Raw genomic sequence first — 18360 nt, 5'->3', positions numbered from 1 at the left:
TTCATTTGTCAGTCCATCCTTCAGGAATGCGGGCAGATCCGCGCACGATCAGCGGAGCCTCGACAGCGATGTTTCGGGTAATGGCGGTATCGATGGCTTCGATCTGCGCGAGCAGCGCCCTGACGGTTTCCTCGACCATCAGCTTGGCGCGCTGGCGCACGGTGGTCAGATTATATGATAGCCATGCCGCCAAAGGCACGTCGTCAAATCCTACTACGGATACCTCGCCGGGAATGCTCAGGCATAATTCGTGCCGGATCACATCCATCGCAACGAAGGCCATGTGGTCGTTGGCGACGAACAGCGCGTCTGGTCGGCGATCATTTGGAACGTCGAACATGGCGCGGGTGGCCGCCTTCGCCTGTTCGAAATCGAAGTTCCCGACTTCACGCGCGAACAGGGCGCGTTTCGCCGATTTCAGACCCTCGAGGAAACCTGCCTCGCGGTCGCGTTGCGTGGAGGCGCCTTCCCAGCCAGCGATATAACCAATCCGTGCGTGTTCGCCTGCCAATAGAAACTCGGCAACCGCTTTGCCACCAGCAAAATTCTCGGATGTAACGGCGGCAATACCCTTGCGGTCTTCACGGCGGTTAAACTGCACGACAGGCACGCCGACGTTCTGACAGCGCTTTGCGATGTCAGAAGACATCGCAACCGAAGCAAAGACGATCCCGTCAACCTGGTAGTCGAGCATCTCGTCAACTACGTCATCGATCTTGCCGTGCTTCTGCGAGGTGAGAAAGATCAGGACATGGTATCCTTCCTGCTGCAGAGCGTTCGACAGCTTTTCCAGTGCTTCCGGATAGAACTGATTTTCCAGGTACGCGACCACCAGGCCGATGATCCGGCTCTTGCCTGACACGATTGCCCGAGCGAGGATGTTGGGGCGGTAGCCCAACTCTTCGGCGGCCCTTCGCACCTTCTCTACAGTTTTTTTTGACGCCGAAGCGCCGGGGGTAAAGACCCGGCTGACTGCCGACTGACTGACACCGGCCAGCCGAGCTACGTCGAGCGATGTGATCCTGGTTTCGGTCATGCCTCACCCATCATCAATCCGCCGTCCAACCGCCGTCCACCATCAGCGCAGTGCCGGTGATCAGCGCCGCCGCGTCGGACGCAAGGAAGACGACCGCGCCCATGACGTCCTCGACTTTGCCGATACGACCGAGCTTGATCTTTTCCTCGACCCAGGCGCGGCGCTCGGGTCGATCGAAGGTCTGTTTGGTTAATGGCGTGACGACGAATGTGGGACAGATCGTGTTGACGCGGATACCGAGGGGCCCCCACTCGATCGCCATCGACTTGGTGAAGCCCTCGACGGCGTGCTTGGTGGCGGCATAGACGGCGCGATCAACGCCGCCGACCTTGGCCATCTGGCTGGATATGTTGATCAGCGAGCCAGGCTTGCCCGCGTCCGCCAACCCCTTGGCGACGGCACGGGTCAGGAAATAGGCGCCTTTCACGTTAAGGTCGCTCACGGAGTCGAAATCGGCCTCCGTCGTTTCCAGTGCCGGGGAGTGACGTGCCAACCCGGCGGAATTGATGAGAATGTCAAAGGGGCCGTTCGCAGCCACGGCGCGTTCCGTCTTTGCGACGTCAGAGACGTCGAGCGAAAGCACCTTGGCCGCGTGGCCCGCAGCTGTCAGCGCGTCGGCCAACGCGGACAGCTTGCTGGCCGATCGAGCTGCCAACACCACCTCTGCGCCGGCCTCTGCCAGCGCCACGGCACAGGCCAACCCGATGCCCGAAGAGGCACCGGCGACAAGCGCGCGCTTGCCGTCCAACCGGAACGAAGGGGTGCGCGGCAACTCCATCAGGCGGCTCCAACCGGGAACGGCAGGCGGCCTTGCACGCGCACCTTGTTGAATTCGCGTAGCCGGGCAAAGACGTCGACCCCTAGCTGCCGATAAGCGTCCAGAATATCGACCATGACCCAGTTCTCGCGGATCTTGCCGTTCTCCAACCGCCAGAAATCCAGCGACCTCATCGTGATCTTCTTGCCCGAGGGTGCGATCCCCATCCAACCGTCATGGGTGACCGTCTGGATCATGTTCGGCCAACCGGTGACGGCGGCATAATCGCCATCGCCGAAGAAGTGATAGGTGATTTCGTCCAGATACTGCCCGCGATCGGGCATGCCATTCAGGAACGGGATCTGGTGCCAGTTGCGGAAACCTGCGATGCCGCGCCCTGTGCCGATTCCGGCCGGGCCGTACCAGTTCATGCGTTCGTGCCAGAAACGCTCCATCTCCATCACTTCCGGCCCACCTTGGCTCGGGTGCTTCTTGAGATGGGTCAGCATGTCAATGATGTGCTGCTGCGATGCGTGGGATTTTTCCGCATCCCAAGGTCCTGGAACGATCCCGTCCAGAGTCGCGGGACCAGGTATGCAGAATTCAAGCCCGAGGCTGGGCGCCATTGGCCAGGCATTTGCCTGCATCATTACCTCGGGGATGTCCCAAAGTGTCTGGATTTCGACGACCCGGCCCTCTTTTAGCCGGTAGAACTCGTGGAACCGCATATGGGTCAGGTGCCCGGTCGGCGGAATGTCCAGCCAAGGACCGACGAAGGTACCGACATAGTGCCCGCCGCAGCCAACCCAGTTGCCACCATGTTCGTCAGGTCCGCCCATGACGATCCAGTCGCGGCGTTCGAGGTCCGGCATGGCATCAAAGAGTGGCGCATAGCAGGCGTCATAGAACGCGTCCGGCCCGGTGAAGTCGCCGAAAGGGTGCGGCATGTGGATGACCGCGTCTTTGGCGATCACGTCGCGCAGCGCAGCGCGGACGGCCCGGGCATCAAAATCCACCATCGCTGCGCGGAGCGGCGCGAGGGCCTGTTTGTTATGGGTATGTTGGTCGGTCATGGTCTTCTTCTGCTCAAAGGGCCGCGGGCGCCAAAGGCGTAGCGCGGCTCGTCACTCACTCTGCCGCTGTGCCATAGGCCACGTTCCGCCCGCCGTAGCGACGAACGCGGATGTTGCACTGCTCGGCATGACCAACGAAGCCCTCGAGCATACAGAGCCGCGAGCCGTATTCTCCGATCATCGCCGCCGCCTCGTCCGTGACGATCTTCTGGTAGCTGTGTGTCTTGAGATACTTGCCGACCCAGAGCCCGCCGGTATAGCGCCCGGCCTTTTTGGTCGGCAGCGTGTGGTTGGTGCCGATCACCTTGTCGCCGTTCGCGACATTGGTACGCGGGCCCAGGAACATGGCACCGTAGCTGTGCATGTTCTCCAGATACCAGTCGTCGCGGTCGGTCATGACCTGCACATGCTCGTAAGCCATTTCATTGGCGACCTGCAGCATCTCTTCGTGCGTGTCGCACAGGATCACGTCGCCATAGTCGCGCCAGCTGGCCGAGGCGGTTTCAGCTGTCGGGAGGAGGTCCAGCAGGCGGTCTATTTCCGCCATCGTCGCCTCGGCCAGTTGGCGCGAGTTGGTGATCAGGCAGGCGGGCGAGTTGTACCCGTGTTCTGCCTGACCCAGCAGGTCGGTGGCGCAAAGCTCAGCATCCACGGTCTCATCAGCGATCACCATGGTCTCGGTCGGTCCGGCGAACAGGTCGATGCCGACGCGCCCGTAAAGCTGGCGTTTAGCCTCGGCGACAAAGGCGTTGCCGGGTCCGACCAGCATATGCACCGGGTCGATGGTTTCCGTTCCGATGGCCATGGCGCCAATCGCCTGGATCCCACCAAGCGCATAGATCTCATGCGCGCCGCCCAGATGCATGGCGGCAATGACAGCCGGGTTTGGTTCACCCTTGAAGGGCGCGGTCGCCGCAACAATACGGGGCACACCCGCGACGGTCGCCGTTGCCACCGACATATGCGCCGAGGCAACCATCGGGAATTTCCCGGCTGGCACATAGCACCCGACCGACTGCACGGGGATGTTCTTATGCCCGAGGATCACGCCAGGCAGGGTTTCGACCTCGATATCTTTCATCGAGTCCCGCTGCGCCCGGGCGAAATTCATCACCTGGGTCTGCGCGAACTTGATGTCCTCCATGTCGCGGGCCGAGACCCTGGACATCAGCCCTTCGATCTCACCTTGTGTCAGGCGGAAGCTTTCGGGCGCATAATTGTCGAACTTCTGGCTCATCTCGCGAACCGCGGCGTCGCCACGAGACTCGATATCTTTCAGGCCGGCTTCGACGATGCCGCGTACCTTGGTGTCGTCTTCGGCGCGGTCGGTTTCAGGTTTCGATGTCTTGATGCGTTCGATGCTCATCTCAGTAATCCTCAGTTCGCGGGTCTGGGCGGAGTCTTCTCGCCCCGGTCGAAGGCTTCCCAGCCCTCGCCGTTGAAAACGTCGTGGCCCAGCTGGGCCAGCACATGCGGGAAATCGACCATCACCCAGTTGTCGGTGATCTTGCCGTCCTCGACCTTCCAGAAATCCATGTACCGGATTTGGACACGCCTGCCGGTGGGTGCGATGCCCATGAAGATGCCGGAATGCGTGGCCTCCTGCCGCCCGAAAGCGGCGGCCCATTCACCCATGTAAAGCCGGGCCTCGTCGATGCAGGTCTTGTCGGAGAACGCGGCTTGGAACGGGCGCTGCCAGTTGTCCTGAAACTCTGCCAGCCCGGTCTTGGTGCCGCAGCCCTGGTTTCCCATCCAGCGAAAGCTCCCGGCAAAGAACTGGCCGATATCGTCGATCCGGTGGTCGTTCAGCCCGTCCACCATGCCTTCGATCACGGCACGGGTTTCTTCGGTCTTGGTCATGTCTGTGTCGCGTGACAGGACAGCTTGTTCGGGTCGCGAACCTTTCATTGCATCATCCTTTCACGGCGCCGGCGGTCAGTCCGCTGACGATCTGGCGCTGGAAGAACAGGATCAGCACGAACAGGGGCGCAGTGGCCGAGACGACGGCGGCGACGGCGTACATCACCTTGCCCTCGACTTGCGTCGTGCCCATGAAGCTGTTGATGGCCGGGATGATGGTCTCATTCTGCTCGCTCAGCAGCATCACCGTCACGGTGAAGTCATTGTAGGCGAGCAGGAAGCTGAACAGCCCGGTGGTGATGACGCCCGGCCACATGACCGGCACGATCACATGCCGGAACGCCTGAAAACGGGTGCAACCATCGACCATGGCGCTTTCGTCCATGTCCTTTGGAATGTTCTTGAAGAACGAGTGCAGCATCCAGAGCGTGAAGGGCTGATTGATGGCCACGAGCACGATGATGGTCGTTGGCAGAATGCCCCACACGTTCCACTCGAAGAACCACAGCAGGTAGCCCGAGACGAGCGTGATATGCGGCATGGCACGGAACACCAGCGCGGCCATCAGGATCCAGAACGCATAGCGGAAACCTGACCGGGCCAGCGCATAACCACCAAGCGTGCCGAAGGTCAGCGAGATCACCACGGTGAAGAAGACGACAATGCCGGTGTTCTTGAAGTTGAACCAGAAAGCTTCGTCGATCCACGCCCCACGATAGGCCTCGGTGGTAAAGGCGCTGCCGGTCTGCGCAATGGTGTTCGTGCCTCTGATCGCATTCATCCAGTCAGCCTTGGACAGGAAATCTGCCTGCACTTTGAAGCTGCCCCAGAAGGTCCAGAAAAACGGGAAGGCCGCGATAATGAGCCAGAGCAGGACAAGGCCAAAAGAGGCGATCTTGAGCGGGGTCAGGCGGGATTGTGCTGCGGTTGCCATGATCGTCTCCTCAGTGGGCTTTACGGGTGAAGTCACGCCATGTGCGGACCAGGACGGGCATCATCAGGATCACGACCAGAATGATCGTGATCAGCGAGGTTGCGCCCGCGGAGGCATAGAGCGGATTGCCGCTTTCGCGCAGGTCGTTGAAGATGATCCAGCTCAGGGACCGAGCATGGGCGTCGGCCTTGAAGCTGACGATCGGCTCGAAGACGCGGAAGTTGTCCATGATGAGCATGAGCGTCACGAAGGACACCAACGGCATCAGATGCGGAACGGTCACCAGGACCAGGCTTTGCCATTTCGAGGCGCCGTCGATCTTTGCAGCCTCCAACGTGTCCTCAGGCACGGTTTGCAGTCCTGCGTAGAAGGTGATGAAGCTGAACGGCAAGGTGTGCCACACGCCGTAGACCATCAACATGATCCACATTAGCGGGGTCGAGCCTTTCAGACTGAGCGAGGGATCGTTGAATATGTTCTGGATCGTGGCTCCGATCACGCCGTCCCCGTCCACCATCCAGAACAGGATCAGTGACCCAACCAGCGGGGTGACAAGGAAGGGCAGAAGCGAGATGAAGATGGCCAGCCCCTTGAGTGCAGCGGGCAGGTTGTTGACCCCCACTGCAATGGCCAGACCCAGCATCAGCACCAGAGGTGTCACGATGAAAGTATAAGACAGTGTGAAGGTCAGCGCGTTGTAGAAAGGCAGGTTGTAGACCTCGCTCCAGAACGCCCCCACGCTGTCCGAATTCGCCCAAGCCTCGCCGATATCGGCAATCGCCAGATGCGAGCGGTTGAAATAGGTGTTCAGCCCGTTGAACCGGCCAAGTGGTTGCTCTTCGCGGAGCTTCTGGGTGGCTTCGAGATCGATAGAAGTGGTTTCCGTGCAGCCGAAGGGCCCGCAGCTTTCCGAGACCACCTGCACCTGTTCATGGGCGACGAACAGGGATTGCACGAAAACCGAGACGATGGGCAATGCGATGAAGAGGATCATCGCCGAGAGCGTCGGCAGGATGAACCAGAAAAAGGTGCGATGCTTCATGACGAATGTCCCGGATGATGCGTGGAATGAGGATGGGAGGGGCGCTGTGGCCCCCCTCCCGCGCGGCGGTTACTTGAGAAAGCCCGCTTCCTTGGCTGCCGTAATATAGGCGGCTTCGACATCGGCGAGGGCTTTCTCGGCGCTCTCGCCGCCCTTCAGGAAGTCGGCCAGTTCGGATCCGAGCGCGTTATGCATCAGACCGATTTGGGGGATCATCGGGTACGGCTTTGCCCCGCCCTGTGCGGTGGCAGCAACGCCGGCCGCGGCGGGTCCCGGCTTGAAGCCCTCAAGCAGCCAGACCGCGTCGTCGTTGTTCGCCGCGACCATATCCGCGTTCAGACCCGAGGCCAGCGCGGCGAAGGTCGCCTCGGCCTCTTCGTCGGAGACGTTGGTGGAGATGGTGAAGCCGTCCCACCACAGGGTCGCGCCGGGCACGCCGCCGGGTTCGACCGAAGGCGCCGCGGACAGAACCGTGTTGGAGGTAATTTCCTCGGTCGAGCCTTCATCGTCGAGGATCGGCGCTCCGCGCGAACCCCACATGATCCCCAATGCCGCCTGCCCTGCTTCCCACAGACCCTGGGTCTCGTTGGAGGCTTGGGTCAGGTGGTCGGGATGCGCGTATTCGACGAGTTCCTTGAGCGTGTTCAGCGCGGCGACACCTGCAGGGCTGTTGATCGCCGGCTCAGCCGTGCCGGGTTTGAAGAATTCACCACCATGGGCCATGAACACGAGGTTGAAGGATTCACCCACGTTCCAGCCGGTCTGCATGTTCATCACAATGGGGTGTTCCATGATCCCAGCCGCACGGATCGCCTCTGCGGCCGCGATGACTTCGTCATAGGTCGCGGGGACCGTGTCGAAGCCGGCCTCGGCAAGGATGTCTGTGCGCGAAAAGAGATGCTGCGAGTTGGCCATGAACGCCACTGCCATGATGTTTCCGTCGAGGGTGATCATCAGGTTTTGCGGCAGGTTCTGGCCGTATTTCTCAACCAGGTCGTTCAGCGGGCGGACCAGACCGTCGTTCATCAGCTGCGTGAGGGTCGAGTTCGCGACAATCACAGAAGTATATTCCGCCGGGTTCGGCGTCAGCGCAGCGTTCATGATCTGGCGCGCCTCGGTCGTGTGGTTGCGGGTGAACTCAGCGGCCTGTCCGGCGCAGTTCTTTTCCGCGTCATCCACAACTGCGTGGATCGCCGGAAAGTCGGAGGCGAGGATGCGGATGCTCTGGCCTTCGGGGCCGCACATAGCGCCATGGCTTTCGGCATATGCGGCGGTGGACATCAGGCCGGCGACCAGGCCGGTGATGGCGATATTCTTTAGAAACATGTGAATCTCCCTGTGTTTCTGTTGGACTGGATGCGCCTTGCAATCACGCATCCGCTGATTGCCTCCGGGCTCCGGAGGAGAAAAAGAAGTCACGCGCCGATCCGCTGACCGGTCTGGCCGTCGAATAGATGGCAGTGATCGGTTGGCACGTGGATCGAGACCATGTCGTCGATCTCTGCGCGGAAAGCCTTGTCCGCACGCACGCTGACCAGTGTCTTGCCCAGACGGACGGTGACCATCGTGGCGTCGCCCAGAAGCTCCAGCGTGTAAATTGGCGCGTTGATCTCACCTCCGCTTTCGACGACTTGCGCATCCTCGGCGCGGAAACCCAGTGTGATCTTGCCGTCCGGGGCGGAAAGCCCGCCGATGCGGGTTTCCGGCGCGGTAAAGACGCCAGATGCCGCCGCGCCGTCGATCAGGTTCATCGCCGGCGAACCGATGAAGCTGGCGACAAAGGTGTTGGCAGGACGGTCATAGATCTCGGTCGGGCTGCCCACCTGTTGAACCACGCCCTTTTCCATCACGACCACACGATCGGCGAGCGTCATCGCCTCGATTTGGTCGTGAGTGACATAGATCGTGGTGACCTTGAGCTCGTGGGACAGGTTCTTGATCTGCGCGCGGGTGGACACCCGCAGCTTCGCGTCGAGGTTCGACAGCGGTTCGTCCATCAGGAACACGTTGGGTTCCCGCACGATAGCGCGGGCCAGCGCCACGCGTTGACGCTGACCACCCGACAGCTCGGCGGGACGACGATGGAGAAATTCGTCCAGTTCCACCATTGCGCTGGCACGACGCACTTTCTCGTCGTGCGTCGATGGATCAATGCCCCGCACCTTCAGCGGAAAGCGGATGTTCTCATAGACGTTGAGGTTGGGGTAAAGCGCATAGCTCTGGAACACCATCGCCACGTCGCGGTCCTTGGGTTCCAGATCGTTGACCTTGCGATCGCCAATCCAGATTTCGCCATCCGAGGGATCTTCCAGACCTGCGATCATCCGCATCGTCGTCGTCTTGCCGCAACCTGACGGGCCCAGCAGCACCAGGAATTCCCGGTCTGCAATCGTCAGGTCGAAATCGTCGACCCCAACGAAGCTGCCCCACCGTTTGCAGACATTGCGAAGTTGTATCTCAGCCATGCGGTGCCTCCCGAGTGTGGCTCTTCACGCTTTGCATGCGCTTGCAAGGAGGCTAGACGAAAAGCAATATTCAGTATAATGAAAACGATCTATGGCAGATATAAATAACATTAATTTGAGATTGATCGACACGACCGTCCTGTTGATCTTCCTCGGCCTCATGCGTCATCGCAAGGCAACGGAGGTTGCCCGCGAGATGGGATTGACCCAACCGGCGGTCAGCCATGCCCTGAAACGTCTTCGCACGCTCTATGAGGATCCGCTCTTTTTGCGCCGTGCGCATGGGTTGGAACCGACTTCTCTGGCGCATGAGCTGGAACCCAAGATTCACAGAATCGTACGACTGCTTTCAGAGACGCTCGAAGATCCGGAAGAATTCGATCCGCGTTCCACGGCGACCGACCTCAGGATCGGGGCATTCGATTACGAACTGACGACAGTGATACCGAAGCTTGTTACCGAAATGCGCAGTCTCAGCCCGAACATCGATGTCCATGCCTACCCTCTGGTCTATAGTGAGGCGCTTGACGCACTTGTGCAGGGACGGCTCGACCTTGCCATTGGATACTTTGATATTCCGCCAAGAAACGACGCGACATTTGTCGTCGAGGACCTCTATTCGGAGAATTATGTTTTGGCCGGCCGTCGCGGCCACCCTCTGTTGACTGCAAACCCAACGCTTGAGGACATGGCGCAAGCAGACCACTTGCTTGTGTCTCCTCACGGTCTGATCCGAAACCGGGTGGACGAAGCGCTCCGAATGCAAGGCTACAAAAGAAACATCCGCACGATTGTTCCGTCGCTCTTTTCGGCGCTCTCGATCATCGAGAACTCGGATCTCGTCATGACCCTGCCCGAGCGCGTCGCCCAAAGTAACGAGCAACCTTTTGAGATCACCCACAAGCCGTTGCCGATAAAGGTGGGCGATTTTCAGTTGCAAGCTGTTCGTCATGCGCGCGATGCCAACAGCCCGCTCCACATGTGGTTGCTTGAAAGATTGCGCCGTGTTGTGTCTCGCTAAGAGTCCGGGATTGCCATCAAATCGGGCCTTTCCAACCACCTGATCATGACGTCAGGCCGCCTGACAAATGACGCCACCTTGACGGACGTGACCAAGGCTTCGTCTGGAAATTCACTGGACATGCAAGTGTCAGATTGACAAGTACGCATGCTGTGATCAAGAGACAAACTCGGGATGCAGCTGTGAATTTTCAGGAAGAAAAACAAGTCGTTCGAGATCTTTACACTGCGTTGGAGGAGGCATCTCTGGATCGAATCGGGTCGGTTCTTTCAGAAGCAATGGCACCCGACGCGCTGTGGCGCGGGTTCCACCCATTTGGCGAATTGGCCGGGCCGGACGCTGTGGCAGAGCAATTCTGGGCACCCCTGCGCCAGTCGCTGACGCGGCTGCAAAGGCGGCAGGATATCTTCTTTGCCGGGCACAATGAGTTGGACGGGTTCATAGGCACCTGGGTGGTGTCGATGGGCCATTTGATGGGCCTCTTTGACCGGCCCTGGCTGGGCATCCCGCCTACCGGCAAGATGGCCTTTCTGCGATACTGCGAATTCAACAAGGTCGAAAATGGCCGCATCGTCGAAACCGCGATGTATTTCGATATTCCCCATCTGATGATGCAGGCCGGGCTCAATCCTTTCCCGCCGCAAACCGCTGCGCATCTGGTCCAGCCCGGCCCACTGACCCATGATGGACTGCTCTACGACGATGCGCCGGAGGCCGAAGGCCAGGCCACGCTTGCAGCGATCAATGCCATGATCGGTGATCTGGGAACCTGGCGATCAGGCCTTCCGCTTGAAGAGGAACTGGCCCAAACTTGGCATGACTACATGATCTGGTGGGGGCCAGCGGGGATCGGCGCGACCTACACGATCGAGCGCTATGCAAAACAGCACTCGGGCCCGTTCCGCGCGGCCTTTACCGACCGTTCCAAGACCCGCCACCTCGCCCGCATTGCCGAAGGTCATTACGGAGGCTTCTTCGGCTGGCCCAACTTCACCGCCCGGCACATAGGTGGTTTCATGGGGATGCCCGGTTCGGACAAACCCGGAGAAATGCGGGTGATCGACATCTACCGCCGCGAGGGCGACAAGCTGGCCGAGAATTGGATTTTCATTGACCTGCTGTATTTCTGGAAGACACAAGGCGTCGATATCCTGAAACGCACAGTCGAGATTGCTGACGCATGAGCAAGCTCTTCCACTTCGAAACGACCGTCGCGCCGGACACTCGCGGGATAGCTCTTCAAGCACCCCCGAAGCTGTTTCCTCTGATCCCAAGTGAAGATGATCAAACCCATGAATTTTGTTGATGTTCTCGACTGCACTGGTGTCGCATTGTTTGCCGCTACAGGCGCACTCGTTGCGTCCCGAAAAGAACTCGACATTGTAGCCTTCCTGTTTTTCGCAATTGTTACGGCAACAAGATCATTTTCAAGATGCTCAACGTCAAAGGCATCTATGGCCGTGAGATGTTCGAGACCTGGTACAAGATGATCGCGCTCGTGCAGTCAGGACTCGATCTGACGGATTTGATCACGCATCGCATTGGCATCGACGATTTTGAGGATGGGTTTGCGGCCATGATTTCCGGCGAAACCGGCAAAGTCGTTATGGACTGGGACTAAACTGGACAATTTACCATCGCCGCTGACGGTCAGAAACACTGGGACATCCTTTCATCCAATTCCAGCACGCTATCGACTTCGACATCATAGGTTCCGCTCGGCGGTACGTCGGGAAGGCCCTCTGCGTGGACACCCCATTCGGTGGGCCTTCGGATCAGTGCCGTGCGAAACCCGACTTTCGCTGCCGCGTCGAGATCGAAGGGATGGCAGGCAACCATCAGGCACTCTTCGGGTGCCAGCTGCAGTCTCTTCGCTGCACGCAGGTAGGCTTCGGGCAATAGCTTGTAGACTCCAAGACCTTCGCAGGACAGAACGGCGTCCCAGCTCAAACCGTTTTCCCGCGAGGTGTCGATCACTAACCGATAGGACAGCAGCGTGAAGGACGCCACGATGTAGCGCGCTCGCAACGCGGCGAGCCCTTCGCGAACGTCCGTCCATGCTGCCAGACGATGCGGCGCTTCCCAGGCGATCCGGTGACGGTCCACATAATCGAAAGCGTCCAGCCCCTCTTCCCGCAGCAATTTTTCAAGACAACGCGCGTGGGCTTCATCGAAGTTGTACCCGGGAGGTCCATCGGCACCGAGGTTCAGCATCATCTCCATCGACAGGCGGCGAAACCGGTTCGCGATCTGGCTCCAGTCCCGGTCGATCCCGTGGCGTTGTCCGGCTTCCGAGAAGGCATCACGAAAGCCGGTGTGCCAGTCGAGCACAGTGCCACCGGTGTCGAAGGTCAGGGCTTTGATTCCTGACAGGCTCATGGGATCAGCACTGTCGCCCCCAAGGTCTTGCCGGACTCGATGGCTTCATGTGCCTTGACCGCATCCTTCAGCGCGTATTCGTAGTTGATGTTGGCGTCCAGAATACCGTCGCCGATGGCCTTGAACAGATCTCGCGCGGTCCATTCCAGATCAGACCGTTTGGCGACGTAATGCATGATAGCGGGTCGGGTGATGAACAGCGATCCGCGCCGCCCCAGATCCTGTATGACGTCCACCGGGTCAGGCGGACCCGAGACGTGCCCGTAGGCTGCACAGACCCCCATAAGGCGCAAGCAGTCAAGGCTGTCCTGCAACGTGTCCTTGCCGATCGCCTCATATACAACCGCGCAGCCCTCGCCATCGGTCACATCACGCACAACGTCGACGAAACTTTGCTGTGAGCGGACAACAGGGTAGTCACAACCTGCCGCGCGGGCGACCTCGGCTTTCTCTTCAGTCGAGACCGTGCCCACCACGGTTGCTCCAAGCGCCTTGGCCCATTGGCACAGGATCAACCCCATGCCGCCAGCCGCCGCGTGGACAAGGATCGTGTCACCGGGCTGCACGGCGTAAGTGCGGTGCAGCAGGTAGTGTGCCGTCATGCCCTTCATCAACAAAGCGGCGACTTTCTTGTCGTCCAACCCATCAGGCAAATGCAGCAATTTGTCGGCGGGATAGTTGCGCACCTCGGAGTAAGACCCCAGCGGCGGGATGCCATAGGCAACACGATCCCCGGTCTTGAAACCGGTCACACCGTCGCCCACGCCTTCGACAATGCCCACACCTTCAAAGCCGATCACCACCGGCTCGTTGGGCACCGGCCACGGATGAGAGATACCGCCGCGGTGATAGGTGTCGGCATAGTTCACGCCCACCGCCGTGTGACGCATGCGCACTTCACCCGGTGCCGGATCAGGTACGTGCCAGTCTTCCCAGTTCATGCAACTGGGCGGACCTTTCTTGTGGATCACTTGTGCTTTTGACATGGTGGCTCCTCCCTTGTTTTGTGCTTGCCCTCAGACGGCGTGCGCCGGCTGCAGCTGCTTGAGGATATGGGCATAGTTCTCTTCGCCCTGCGCGCCGGTAACGAGATGCTGGCGGTTGAAGATCATCGCAGGCACACCCGTGATACCGCGGGACGTCCAGAAACGCTGCTTTTCGCGGACGAACTCAGCGCGTTCTCCGCTGACAAGCACTGCGCGAGCGGTGTCGCGATCAAGACCAATGCTGCCGGCGACATCGGCAAGGACATCTTCATTGTTGAGGTCCTCGCGCCGGGTGAAGAAGGCCGCAAACAGCGCCAGTTTCAAGTTGTGCGCCCTGCCCTGATCCGCTGCCCAGTCGATCAATTGATGGGAGCGGAAGGTGTTCACCATCTTCATGTCATCCGCATAGTTGAACTCGAATCCGAGCGCCGCGCCCATCTCGGTCAGTCGCGCCCGCGCCTTGCGTGACCCCTCTGGCGTCGTGCCGTATTTCGCGGCCAGATGTTCGCGCAGGTTCTCGCCCTCGGCTGCCATCTGAGGGTTCAATTCGTACGGTTGCCAATGCACGTCGAGATCAATGCCGGTCTCTTGCGCCGCCTTGGCCATTTGGTGATACCCGATCACGCACCACGGACAGACGACATCCGAGACGATATCCACACGAACGGCCATGCCTTTACGCCTTGAACCGGGCGGCATTGGCCGACGCGGCGGCCTCGATGTCGCCTTTGCCAAAGGCCGAAGGACGCGGCTCCGGCAATTGCAGCGCCTCCTGCACTCTCGGCATCGCATCAAGTCGGTCGAACCAGGCTTGAAGGTTGGGCAAGCCATCAATCTCTACCGTCGCCCAGAAATAGCTCCGTGCCCAAGGGTATGTGGCGATATCGGCAATCGACATCTCGCTTCCCACCAGCCATTCGCGGTCCTTGAGCCGCATATCCAGCACCTCCAACAAGCGGCGGCTTTCAGTCACATACCGATTGATGGCATAGGGCACCTCATCGCCGTTTGGCTTGGCGATGCGCTGAAAGTACATCGCCTGTCCCATGATCGGACCTATATGGCCGACCTGGAAGAACAGCCATTGCAGTGTCTCTGACCGCTCCACCGGATCGGAGGACAGGAACCGCCCGTATTTTTCAGCCAGGTGCCACAGGATTGCGCCACTCTCGAAGATCGCGCGCCCCTCGGCCCGGTCCCAGATCGTCGGGATCTTGCCGTTGGGGTTCATCTTCACATAGTCGGGCGCGTGCTGCTCTTTCTTCGAGAAATCGACGTTGACCAGCTCATAGTCGATCTCGGCCTCGTGCAGGAAGATGAGCGGCTTCCACCCGTTCATCGTGTTCGCGGTATAGAGAACGATATCAGGCCGCGACATTTTCGGCCTCCGCGAATACGGCACCCAGGTGGGCATCGAACCGGTCGAAATCGGCTTCGATTTCCGGGTTCTTCATCACGTCGAAAGCGGCAAAGGTCGGCAACGGCGCCATATCGAAGAACCGGGCGTTTAGGTGCATCGGGCGCAGCAGATCGTCAACACTACCGCCCTTGAAGAACGGCTCGGACGCGTTATCAAACGCCTCGCGCGGGGCATTGAAAGTGACCGACAGCATGTATTTCGTGCCTGTCAGCGCTCCGCCCATGCCATAGTTTTCCTTAGGTGCCTCGGGGGTGCGGCCGTCGCCGTTGGTCAGGCGGCCGTCCATGCCGACGGTAAAGACCTCGTCCATGTATTTCTTGAACGACCACGGCGCGCCCATCCAATTGATCGGGAATTGCATGATGACCGTGTCGGCCCAGACGTGGCTTTCGACCTCGGCATTGGCGTCATACCCTTCGGCCACGGTTGTCACACGCACAGTGTGCCCTTGCGACTCGAGAAAGGTGCGGGCGCGTTCGGTCAGGGCGGCGTTCAGGGTGCCGGGGGCGAATTCATAGGGCTGTGCGCCGTTCAGAATCAGGATGTTGCTCATGATCAGTTCCTTTGTGTTTCGGTGGACCCCACTTGACTCGCGGCCCGTTCGAGGGGAGATTGCGATCACTGGAAACTAAAATCAACCAGTATACTTTTGGTAACCTTATGCTTTGGAAGGGAGGGCACGACATGCGCGCAAGAGTCGAAGACGACGCCCAGGGAAGGCGGCAGGTCTATGAGGCCTGTTACGAGCCTTGCGCGATCGAACGGGGGATGCGGATCATCGGCGGCAAATGGACCGGGTCGATCCTGTGGCACCTCAAGGATGGGCCGGTCCGGTTCAACGACCTTGCCCGCATGGTCGGCGGCGCATCGAAAAAGATGATCACAGAGCGACTGCGCCAACTGGAAGCGCAGGAGCTGGTCCGGCGCGAGGTCATGGATACCGCCCCGGTTTCGGTCCAGTACGAGATCACCGAGTTGGGACGCACGGCGCTTCGCTTTCTGGACGAATTGCGGAAATGGAGCGAGAGCTTGCCCGATGGTCTGAGCGATGCTTGACCTGGCGCGCCTGAAACCTGAACCGGTTCCACGGATCCAACCGGTACCGGAGTATGAGGCAACGGGCGGTCTTGAGCATGTCTACGAAAAGACAAAAGCTGGTTTCGGTGTGCCTTGGATGGGCGTCGTCGCCATGGCCTTTGCCCACTATCCCCGTTTTTACGACACGTTGTGGTCGGCGTTGGCCCCCATTGTCGGCTCAGCAGCGTTTGAAGACGCCTGCGTTGAGCTGCGCGTTTGCGCGGAACGAGAGGCCGCAGCGCTTTCACCAACGAATATCCTGGGTCGATTGACTGAAATGGGCTACCAGGATCGGGAGATAGAAGAGCTGCGTGCCTGCAACGAGATCTTCTCGGCTGGAAACATGCCGTATCTTCTCATGGCGTCGCTGGCTCGATTATTGCTGGAAGGTGGGGTCTGGCACAATGGGAGCGCGCCAGGCAACGTGTTGGAGCGACAGCCGGGCGTCGCCAAGCCTGTATTGATCGAACCGCATCATGCCGATCCTATGATCGCGGCGCTGTATACAGATATCCGCGATACCCTTGGATTACCATTCGTCAACACAGATTATCGCGCCTTCGCCCGCTGGCCGAGCTATTTCTCTGCGGCTTGGCCGAACCTGAAAGCTGCGATACAAACATCTTCGTATGAGGTGCGTGTCGGTCGCGTGCACGAGCGTGCCCTGAGTATCGCAGCGGAACTCCCAAATACCACAGGCCTCACATCAACTGCGCTCCGAGCAGCCGCTGAACGAGATGTCAGCATTGACGAGGTGCTTGCCGTCGTTAGGCTGTTCCAGTGGCTGCTTCCCGGTCTTGCGATCAACGTTGCTTTTCTTCGGACTGCTCTATACCGAAAAACCTAGTTGTCGATCTTCCACATCCGATAGCGCCCCTGCCTTGTCACTTCACGGATCAAACCTCGGGCTTCCATCCAACTAAGGTTACGCTGAACGGCTGTGCGACTGGCACCGGTCAGCGCTTCGGCCATCGGAGCTGACATTAGTGGCCACTCGATGAAAGACTGCCTCAAAGCTGGCGGTGTCTTTCCCGAGAGTTCATCCATATCAATTTCAGCCCGAACTCCCCACGCTTCGATGTCGTCGAGGCGCCGCATAGCTGAGACGCAGGCTTGCTCCATCCCCTCCAACCAACGGGCCAACCGTTCGGGTGGCAAGCCCGAGGTGGACTTGCCCGGATTTGGTGGAGAGCGTTTATCTCACTTCCTTGGCCTTTCGCTCGAATGCAATCGGGCTCTGGAAGTCGAGCGATGAATGGCGTCTGACGGGATTGTAGAACCCGTCGATGTATCTGGCGATAGCGTTTTCGGCCTGCTGGCGTGATTGCCAGGCGACTGGCCACAATAGCTCGGACTTGATGGTCTTGAAGAAGGTCTCGACCATGGCATTGTCATAACAGTTTCCCTTGCCACTCATTGATATCAGGACGCCGCGCTTTCGGAGTTCGGCCTGGTATTCGACAGAGCAGTATTGGCTGCCGCGGTCGCTGTGATGGACCAGACCAGGCTGTGGATTGCGAGCCGCGAGAGCACGGCGCAGGGCCTCGACCGCCAGGCCGCGCTTCAGTCGATCACTCGTGGCCCAGCCGACAACCCGTCTTGAGTAGAGGTCGATGATCACGGCCAGGTAGAGCCAACCCTCAGCAGTCCAGACGTAGGAGATGTCAGCGCCCCACTTTCTGTCCGGGGCATCCGCCGAGAAGTCCTGTGCAACATGGTTGGGGGCGATCGGCCAAGCATGTTCGCTGTCAGTTGTGCGCTTGAACCGGCGCTTCTGGCGGGCCACCAGCTTGTTCTCTTTCATCAGGCGAGCGGTTCGGTGCCGCCCGATCTGGTGCCCCTCATCGACGAGATCGCGGTGCATGCGGGAACTGCCGTAGGTCCCGTTCGACAGCGCAAAGGCCGTTCGGATGTGGGCAAGATGGATCATGTCCTGCCGCTGGCGATGACAGGCGGGGCGGTCCCGCCAGGCGAAGAACCCGCTCTGGCTGACACCGAGAACATGGCACATCCGCTGGATCGGGAAGCTGGCCTTCTCCGCCTCTATGAAAGCGAAGCTCATCGACTTGCGTCTTTCGCGAAGAAGGTTGCGGCCTTTTTTAGGATGTCGCGCTCCTGCTTCAGAACCGCGTTCTCGCGTCGCAACCGCTTCAGTTCCGCGTGCAGGTCCACCGACGCCTCGACCGGCTCACCGGCATCCCGTTCGCGACTGAGCCATCGCGTCAACGTCGATAGGCCAATGCCCAGATCTTCTGCGATCTCGCGCCGTGTCCGGCCGCTTGTCAGCGCAAGTCTAACCGCTTCCCGCCG

19 protein-coding genes and 2 pseudogenes are annotated in these 18360 nt (G+C 59.7%); 6 read left to right on the top strand and 15 right to left on the bottom strand.

What is annotated here, in order from left to right; genetic code table 11:
- Position 1: 1 nt before the first annotated feature.
- The 9 genes from ACOXXX_RS20960 to ACOXXX_RS20920 form a co-directional block, all read right to left on the bottom strand.
- Positions 2–1036 carry a LacI family DNA-binding transcriptional regulator gene (locus ACOXXX_RS20960; protein WP_422828580.1) on the bottom strand — a complete coding sequence of 345 codons (1035 nt, stop codon included), beginning with the start codon at positions 1034–1036 and terminating at the stop codon, positions 2–4.
- A 13-nt stretch (positions 1037–1049) separates the two neighbouring features.
- Entirely contained in the window at positions 1050–1814 is a 765-nt protein-coding gene (locus tag ACOXXX_RS20955; RefSeq protein ID WP_422828579.1) for an SDR family NAD(P)-dependent oxidoreductase, read from the bottom strand.
- Positions 1814–2866, bottom strand: a complete 1053-nt coding sequence (locus ACOXXX_RS20950) for an ester cyclase (protein WP_422828578.1) — start codon at positions 2864–2866, stop codon at positions 1814–1816. Before ACOXXX_RS20950 ends, ACOXXX_RS20955 begins: the two co-directional genes overlap by 1 nt.
- Before the next feature lie 55 nt (positions 2867–2921).
- Positions 2922–4232, bottom strand: a complete 1311-nt coding sequence (gene hisD / locus ACOXXX_RS20945; protein WP_422828577.1) for a histidinol dehydrogenase — start codon at positions 4230–4232, stop codon at positions 2922–2924.
- Positions 4233–4243: 11 nt separating this feature from the next.
- On the bottom strand, positions 4244–4774 hold the full coding sequence (locus ACOXXX_RS20940; protein WP_422828576.1) for an ester cyclase: 531 nt from the start codon (positions 4772–4774) through the stop codon (positions 4244–4246).
- Positions 4775–4778: 4 nt separating this feature from the next.
- Entirely contained in the window at positions 4779–5660 is an 882-nt protein-coding gene (locus tag ACOXXX_RS20935; RefSeq protein ID WP_422828575.1) for a carbohydrate ABC transporter permease, read from the bottom strand.
- Between the two features lie 10 nt (positions 5661–5670).
- The gene (locus ACOXXX_RS20930) at positions 5671–6702 is read right to left on the bottom strand and encodes a carbohydrate ABC transporter permease (protein WP_422828574.1); all 1032 of its coding nucleotides are present in this window, start codon (positions 6700–6702) and stop codon (positions 5671–5673) included.
- A 69-nt stretch (positions 6703–6771) separates the two neighbouring features.
- Positions 6772–8028, bottom strand: a complete 1257-nt coding sequence (locus ACOXXX_RS20925; protein ID WP_422828573.1) for an ABC transporter substrate-binding protein — start codon at positions 8026–8028, stop codon at positions 6772–6774.
- Positions 8029–8117: 89 nt separating this feature from the next.
- The gene (locus tag ACOXXX_RS20920; protein ID WP_422828572.1) at positions 8118–9167 is read right to left on the bottom strand and encodes an ABC transporter ATP-binding protein; all 1050 of its coding nucleotides are present in this window, start codon (positions 9165–9167) and stop codon (positions 8118–8120) included.
- 91 nt (positions 9168–9258) lie between these two features.
- On the opposite strand from ACOXXX_RS20920, the gene ACOXXX_RS20915 reads away from it, so the two are divergent.
- The 4 genes and pseudogenes from ACOXXX_RS20915 to tdh all read left to right on the top strand — a co-directional run.
- Entirely contained in the window at positions 9259–10188 is a 930-nt protein-coding gene (locus tag ACOXXX_RS20915; protein ID WP_422828571.1) for a LysR family transcriptional regulator, read from the top strand.
- A 152-nt stretch (positions 10189–10340) separates the two neighbouring features.
- Positions 10341–11372 carry an ester cyclase gene (locus tag ACOXXX_RS20910; protein WP_422828570.1) on the top strand — a complete coding sequence of 344 codons (1032 nt, stop codon included), beginning with the start codon at positions 10341–10343 and terminating at the stop codon, positions 11370–11372.
- 108 nt (positions 11373–11480) lie between these two features.
- Positions 11481–11603: pseudogene (locus ACOXXX_RS20905) on the top strand (TRIC cation channel family protein); the annotation flags it as partial.
- Positions 11603–11809 (top strand): annotated as a pseudogene (gene tdh, locus ACOXXX_RS20900) (L-threonine 3-dehydrogenase); the annotation flags it as partial. The pseudogenes ACOXXX_RS20905 and tdh, both read left to right, overlap by 1 nt.
- Positions 11810–11838: 29 nt before the next feature.
- Here tdh and ACOXXX_RS20895 read toward each other — a convergent pair.
- The 5 genes from ACOXXX_RS20895 to ACOXXX_RS20875 all read right to left on the bottom strand — a co-directional run bounded on the left by ACOXXX_RS20895 (position 11839) and on the right by ACOXXX_RS20875 (position 15526).
- A complete protein-coding gene (locus tag ACOXXX_RS20895) occupies positions 11839–12567 on the bottom strand; it encodes an HAD family hydrolase (RefSeq protein ID WP_422828569.1) in 729 nt (242 codons plus the stop codon).
- Positions 12564–13508 carry a quinone oxidoreductase family protein gene (locus ACOXXX_RS20890; RefSeq protein ID WP_422828568.1) on the bottom strand — a complete coding sequence of 315 codons (945 nt, stop codon included), beginning with the start codon at positions 13506–13508 and terminating at the stop codon, positions 12564–12566. The genes ACOXXX_RS20895 and ACOXXX_RS20890 overlap by 4 nt, the downstream gene beginning before the upstream one ends.
- 75 nt (positions 13509–13583) lie before the next feature.
- The gene (locus ACOXXX_RS20885; protein ID WP_422828567.1) at positions 13584–14225 is read right to left on the bottom strand and encodes a DsbA family oxidoreductase; all 642 of its coding nucleotides are present in this window, start codon (positions 14223–14225) and stop codon (positions 13584–13586) included.
- 4 nt (positions 14226–14229) lie between these two features.
- Positions 14230–14931, bottom strand: a complete 702-nt coding sequence (locus tag ACOXXX_RS20880) for a glutathione S-transferase family protein (RefSeq protein WP_422828566.1) — start codon at positions 14929–14931, stop codon at positions 14230–14232.
- On the bottom strand, positions 14918–15526 hold the full coding sequence (locus ACOXXX_RS20875; RefSeq protein WP_422828564.1) for an NAD(P)H-dependent oxidoreductase: 609 nt from the start codon (positions 15524–15526) through the stop codon (positions 14918–14920). Before ACOXXX_RS20875 ends, ACOXXX_RS20880 begins: the two co-directional genes overlap by 14 nt.
- 131 nt (positions 15527–15657) lie before the next feature.
- Between ACOXXX_RS20875 and ACOXXX_RS20870 the strand changes: the two genes are divergently transcribed.
- Positions 15658–16029, top strand: a complete 372-nt coding sequence (locus ACOXXX_RS20870) for a winged helix-turn-helix transcriptional regulator (protein WP_422828563.1) — start codon at positions 15658–15660, stop codon at positions 16027–16029.
- Complete coding sequence (locus ACOXXX_RS20865; RefSeq protein ID WP_422828562.1) at positions 16022–16897, top strand: hypothetical protein; 876 nt, start codon at positions 16022–16024, stop codon at positions 16895–16897. Before ACOXXX_RS20870 ends, ACOXXX_RS20865 begins: the two co-directional genes overlap by 8 nt.
- A 348-nt stretch (positions 16898–17245) precedes the next feature.
- Here the strand turns inward: ACOXXX_RS20865 and ACOXXX_RS20860 are convergent.
- Positions 17246–18360 (bottom strand): IS3 family transposase gene (locus ACOXXX_RS20860; RefSeq protein WP_422828561.1). Its coding sequence is split into 2 segments (ribosomal slippage), with 1113 coding nucleotides annotated over them: positions 17246–18127 and positions 18130–18360; the frame shifts between segments, so codons are not numbered across the junction. This gene is flagged as partial in the annotation.

The sequence above is a fragment of the Thalassococcus sp. BH17M4-6 genome (genome assembly GCF_049323015.1).
Classification (GTDB): Bacteria; Pseudomonadota; Alphaproteobacteria; order Rhodobacterales; family Rhodobacteraceae; genus Puniceibacterium.
Note: the sequence above shows the minus strand (reverse complement) of the source record. Positions and strands in the feature narration are given on the sequence as shown.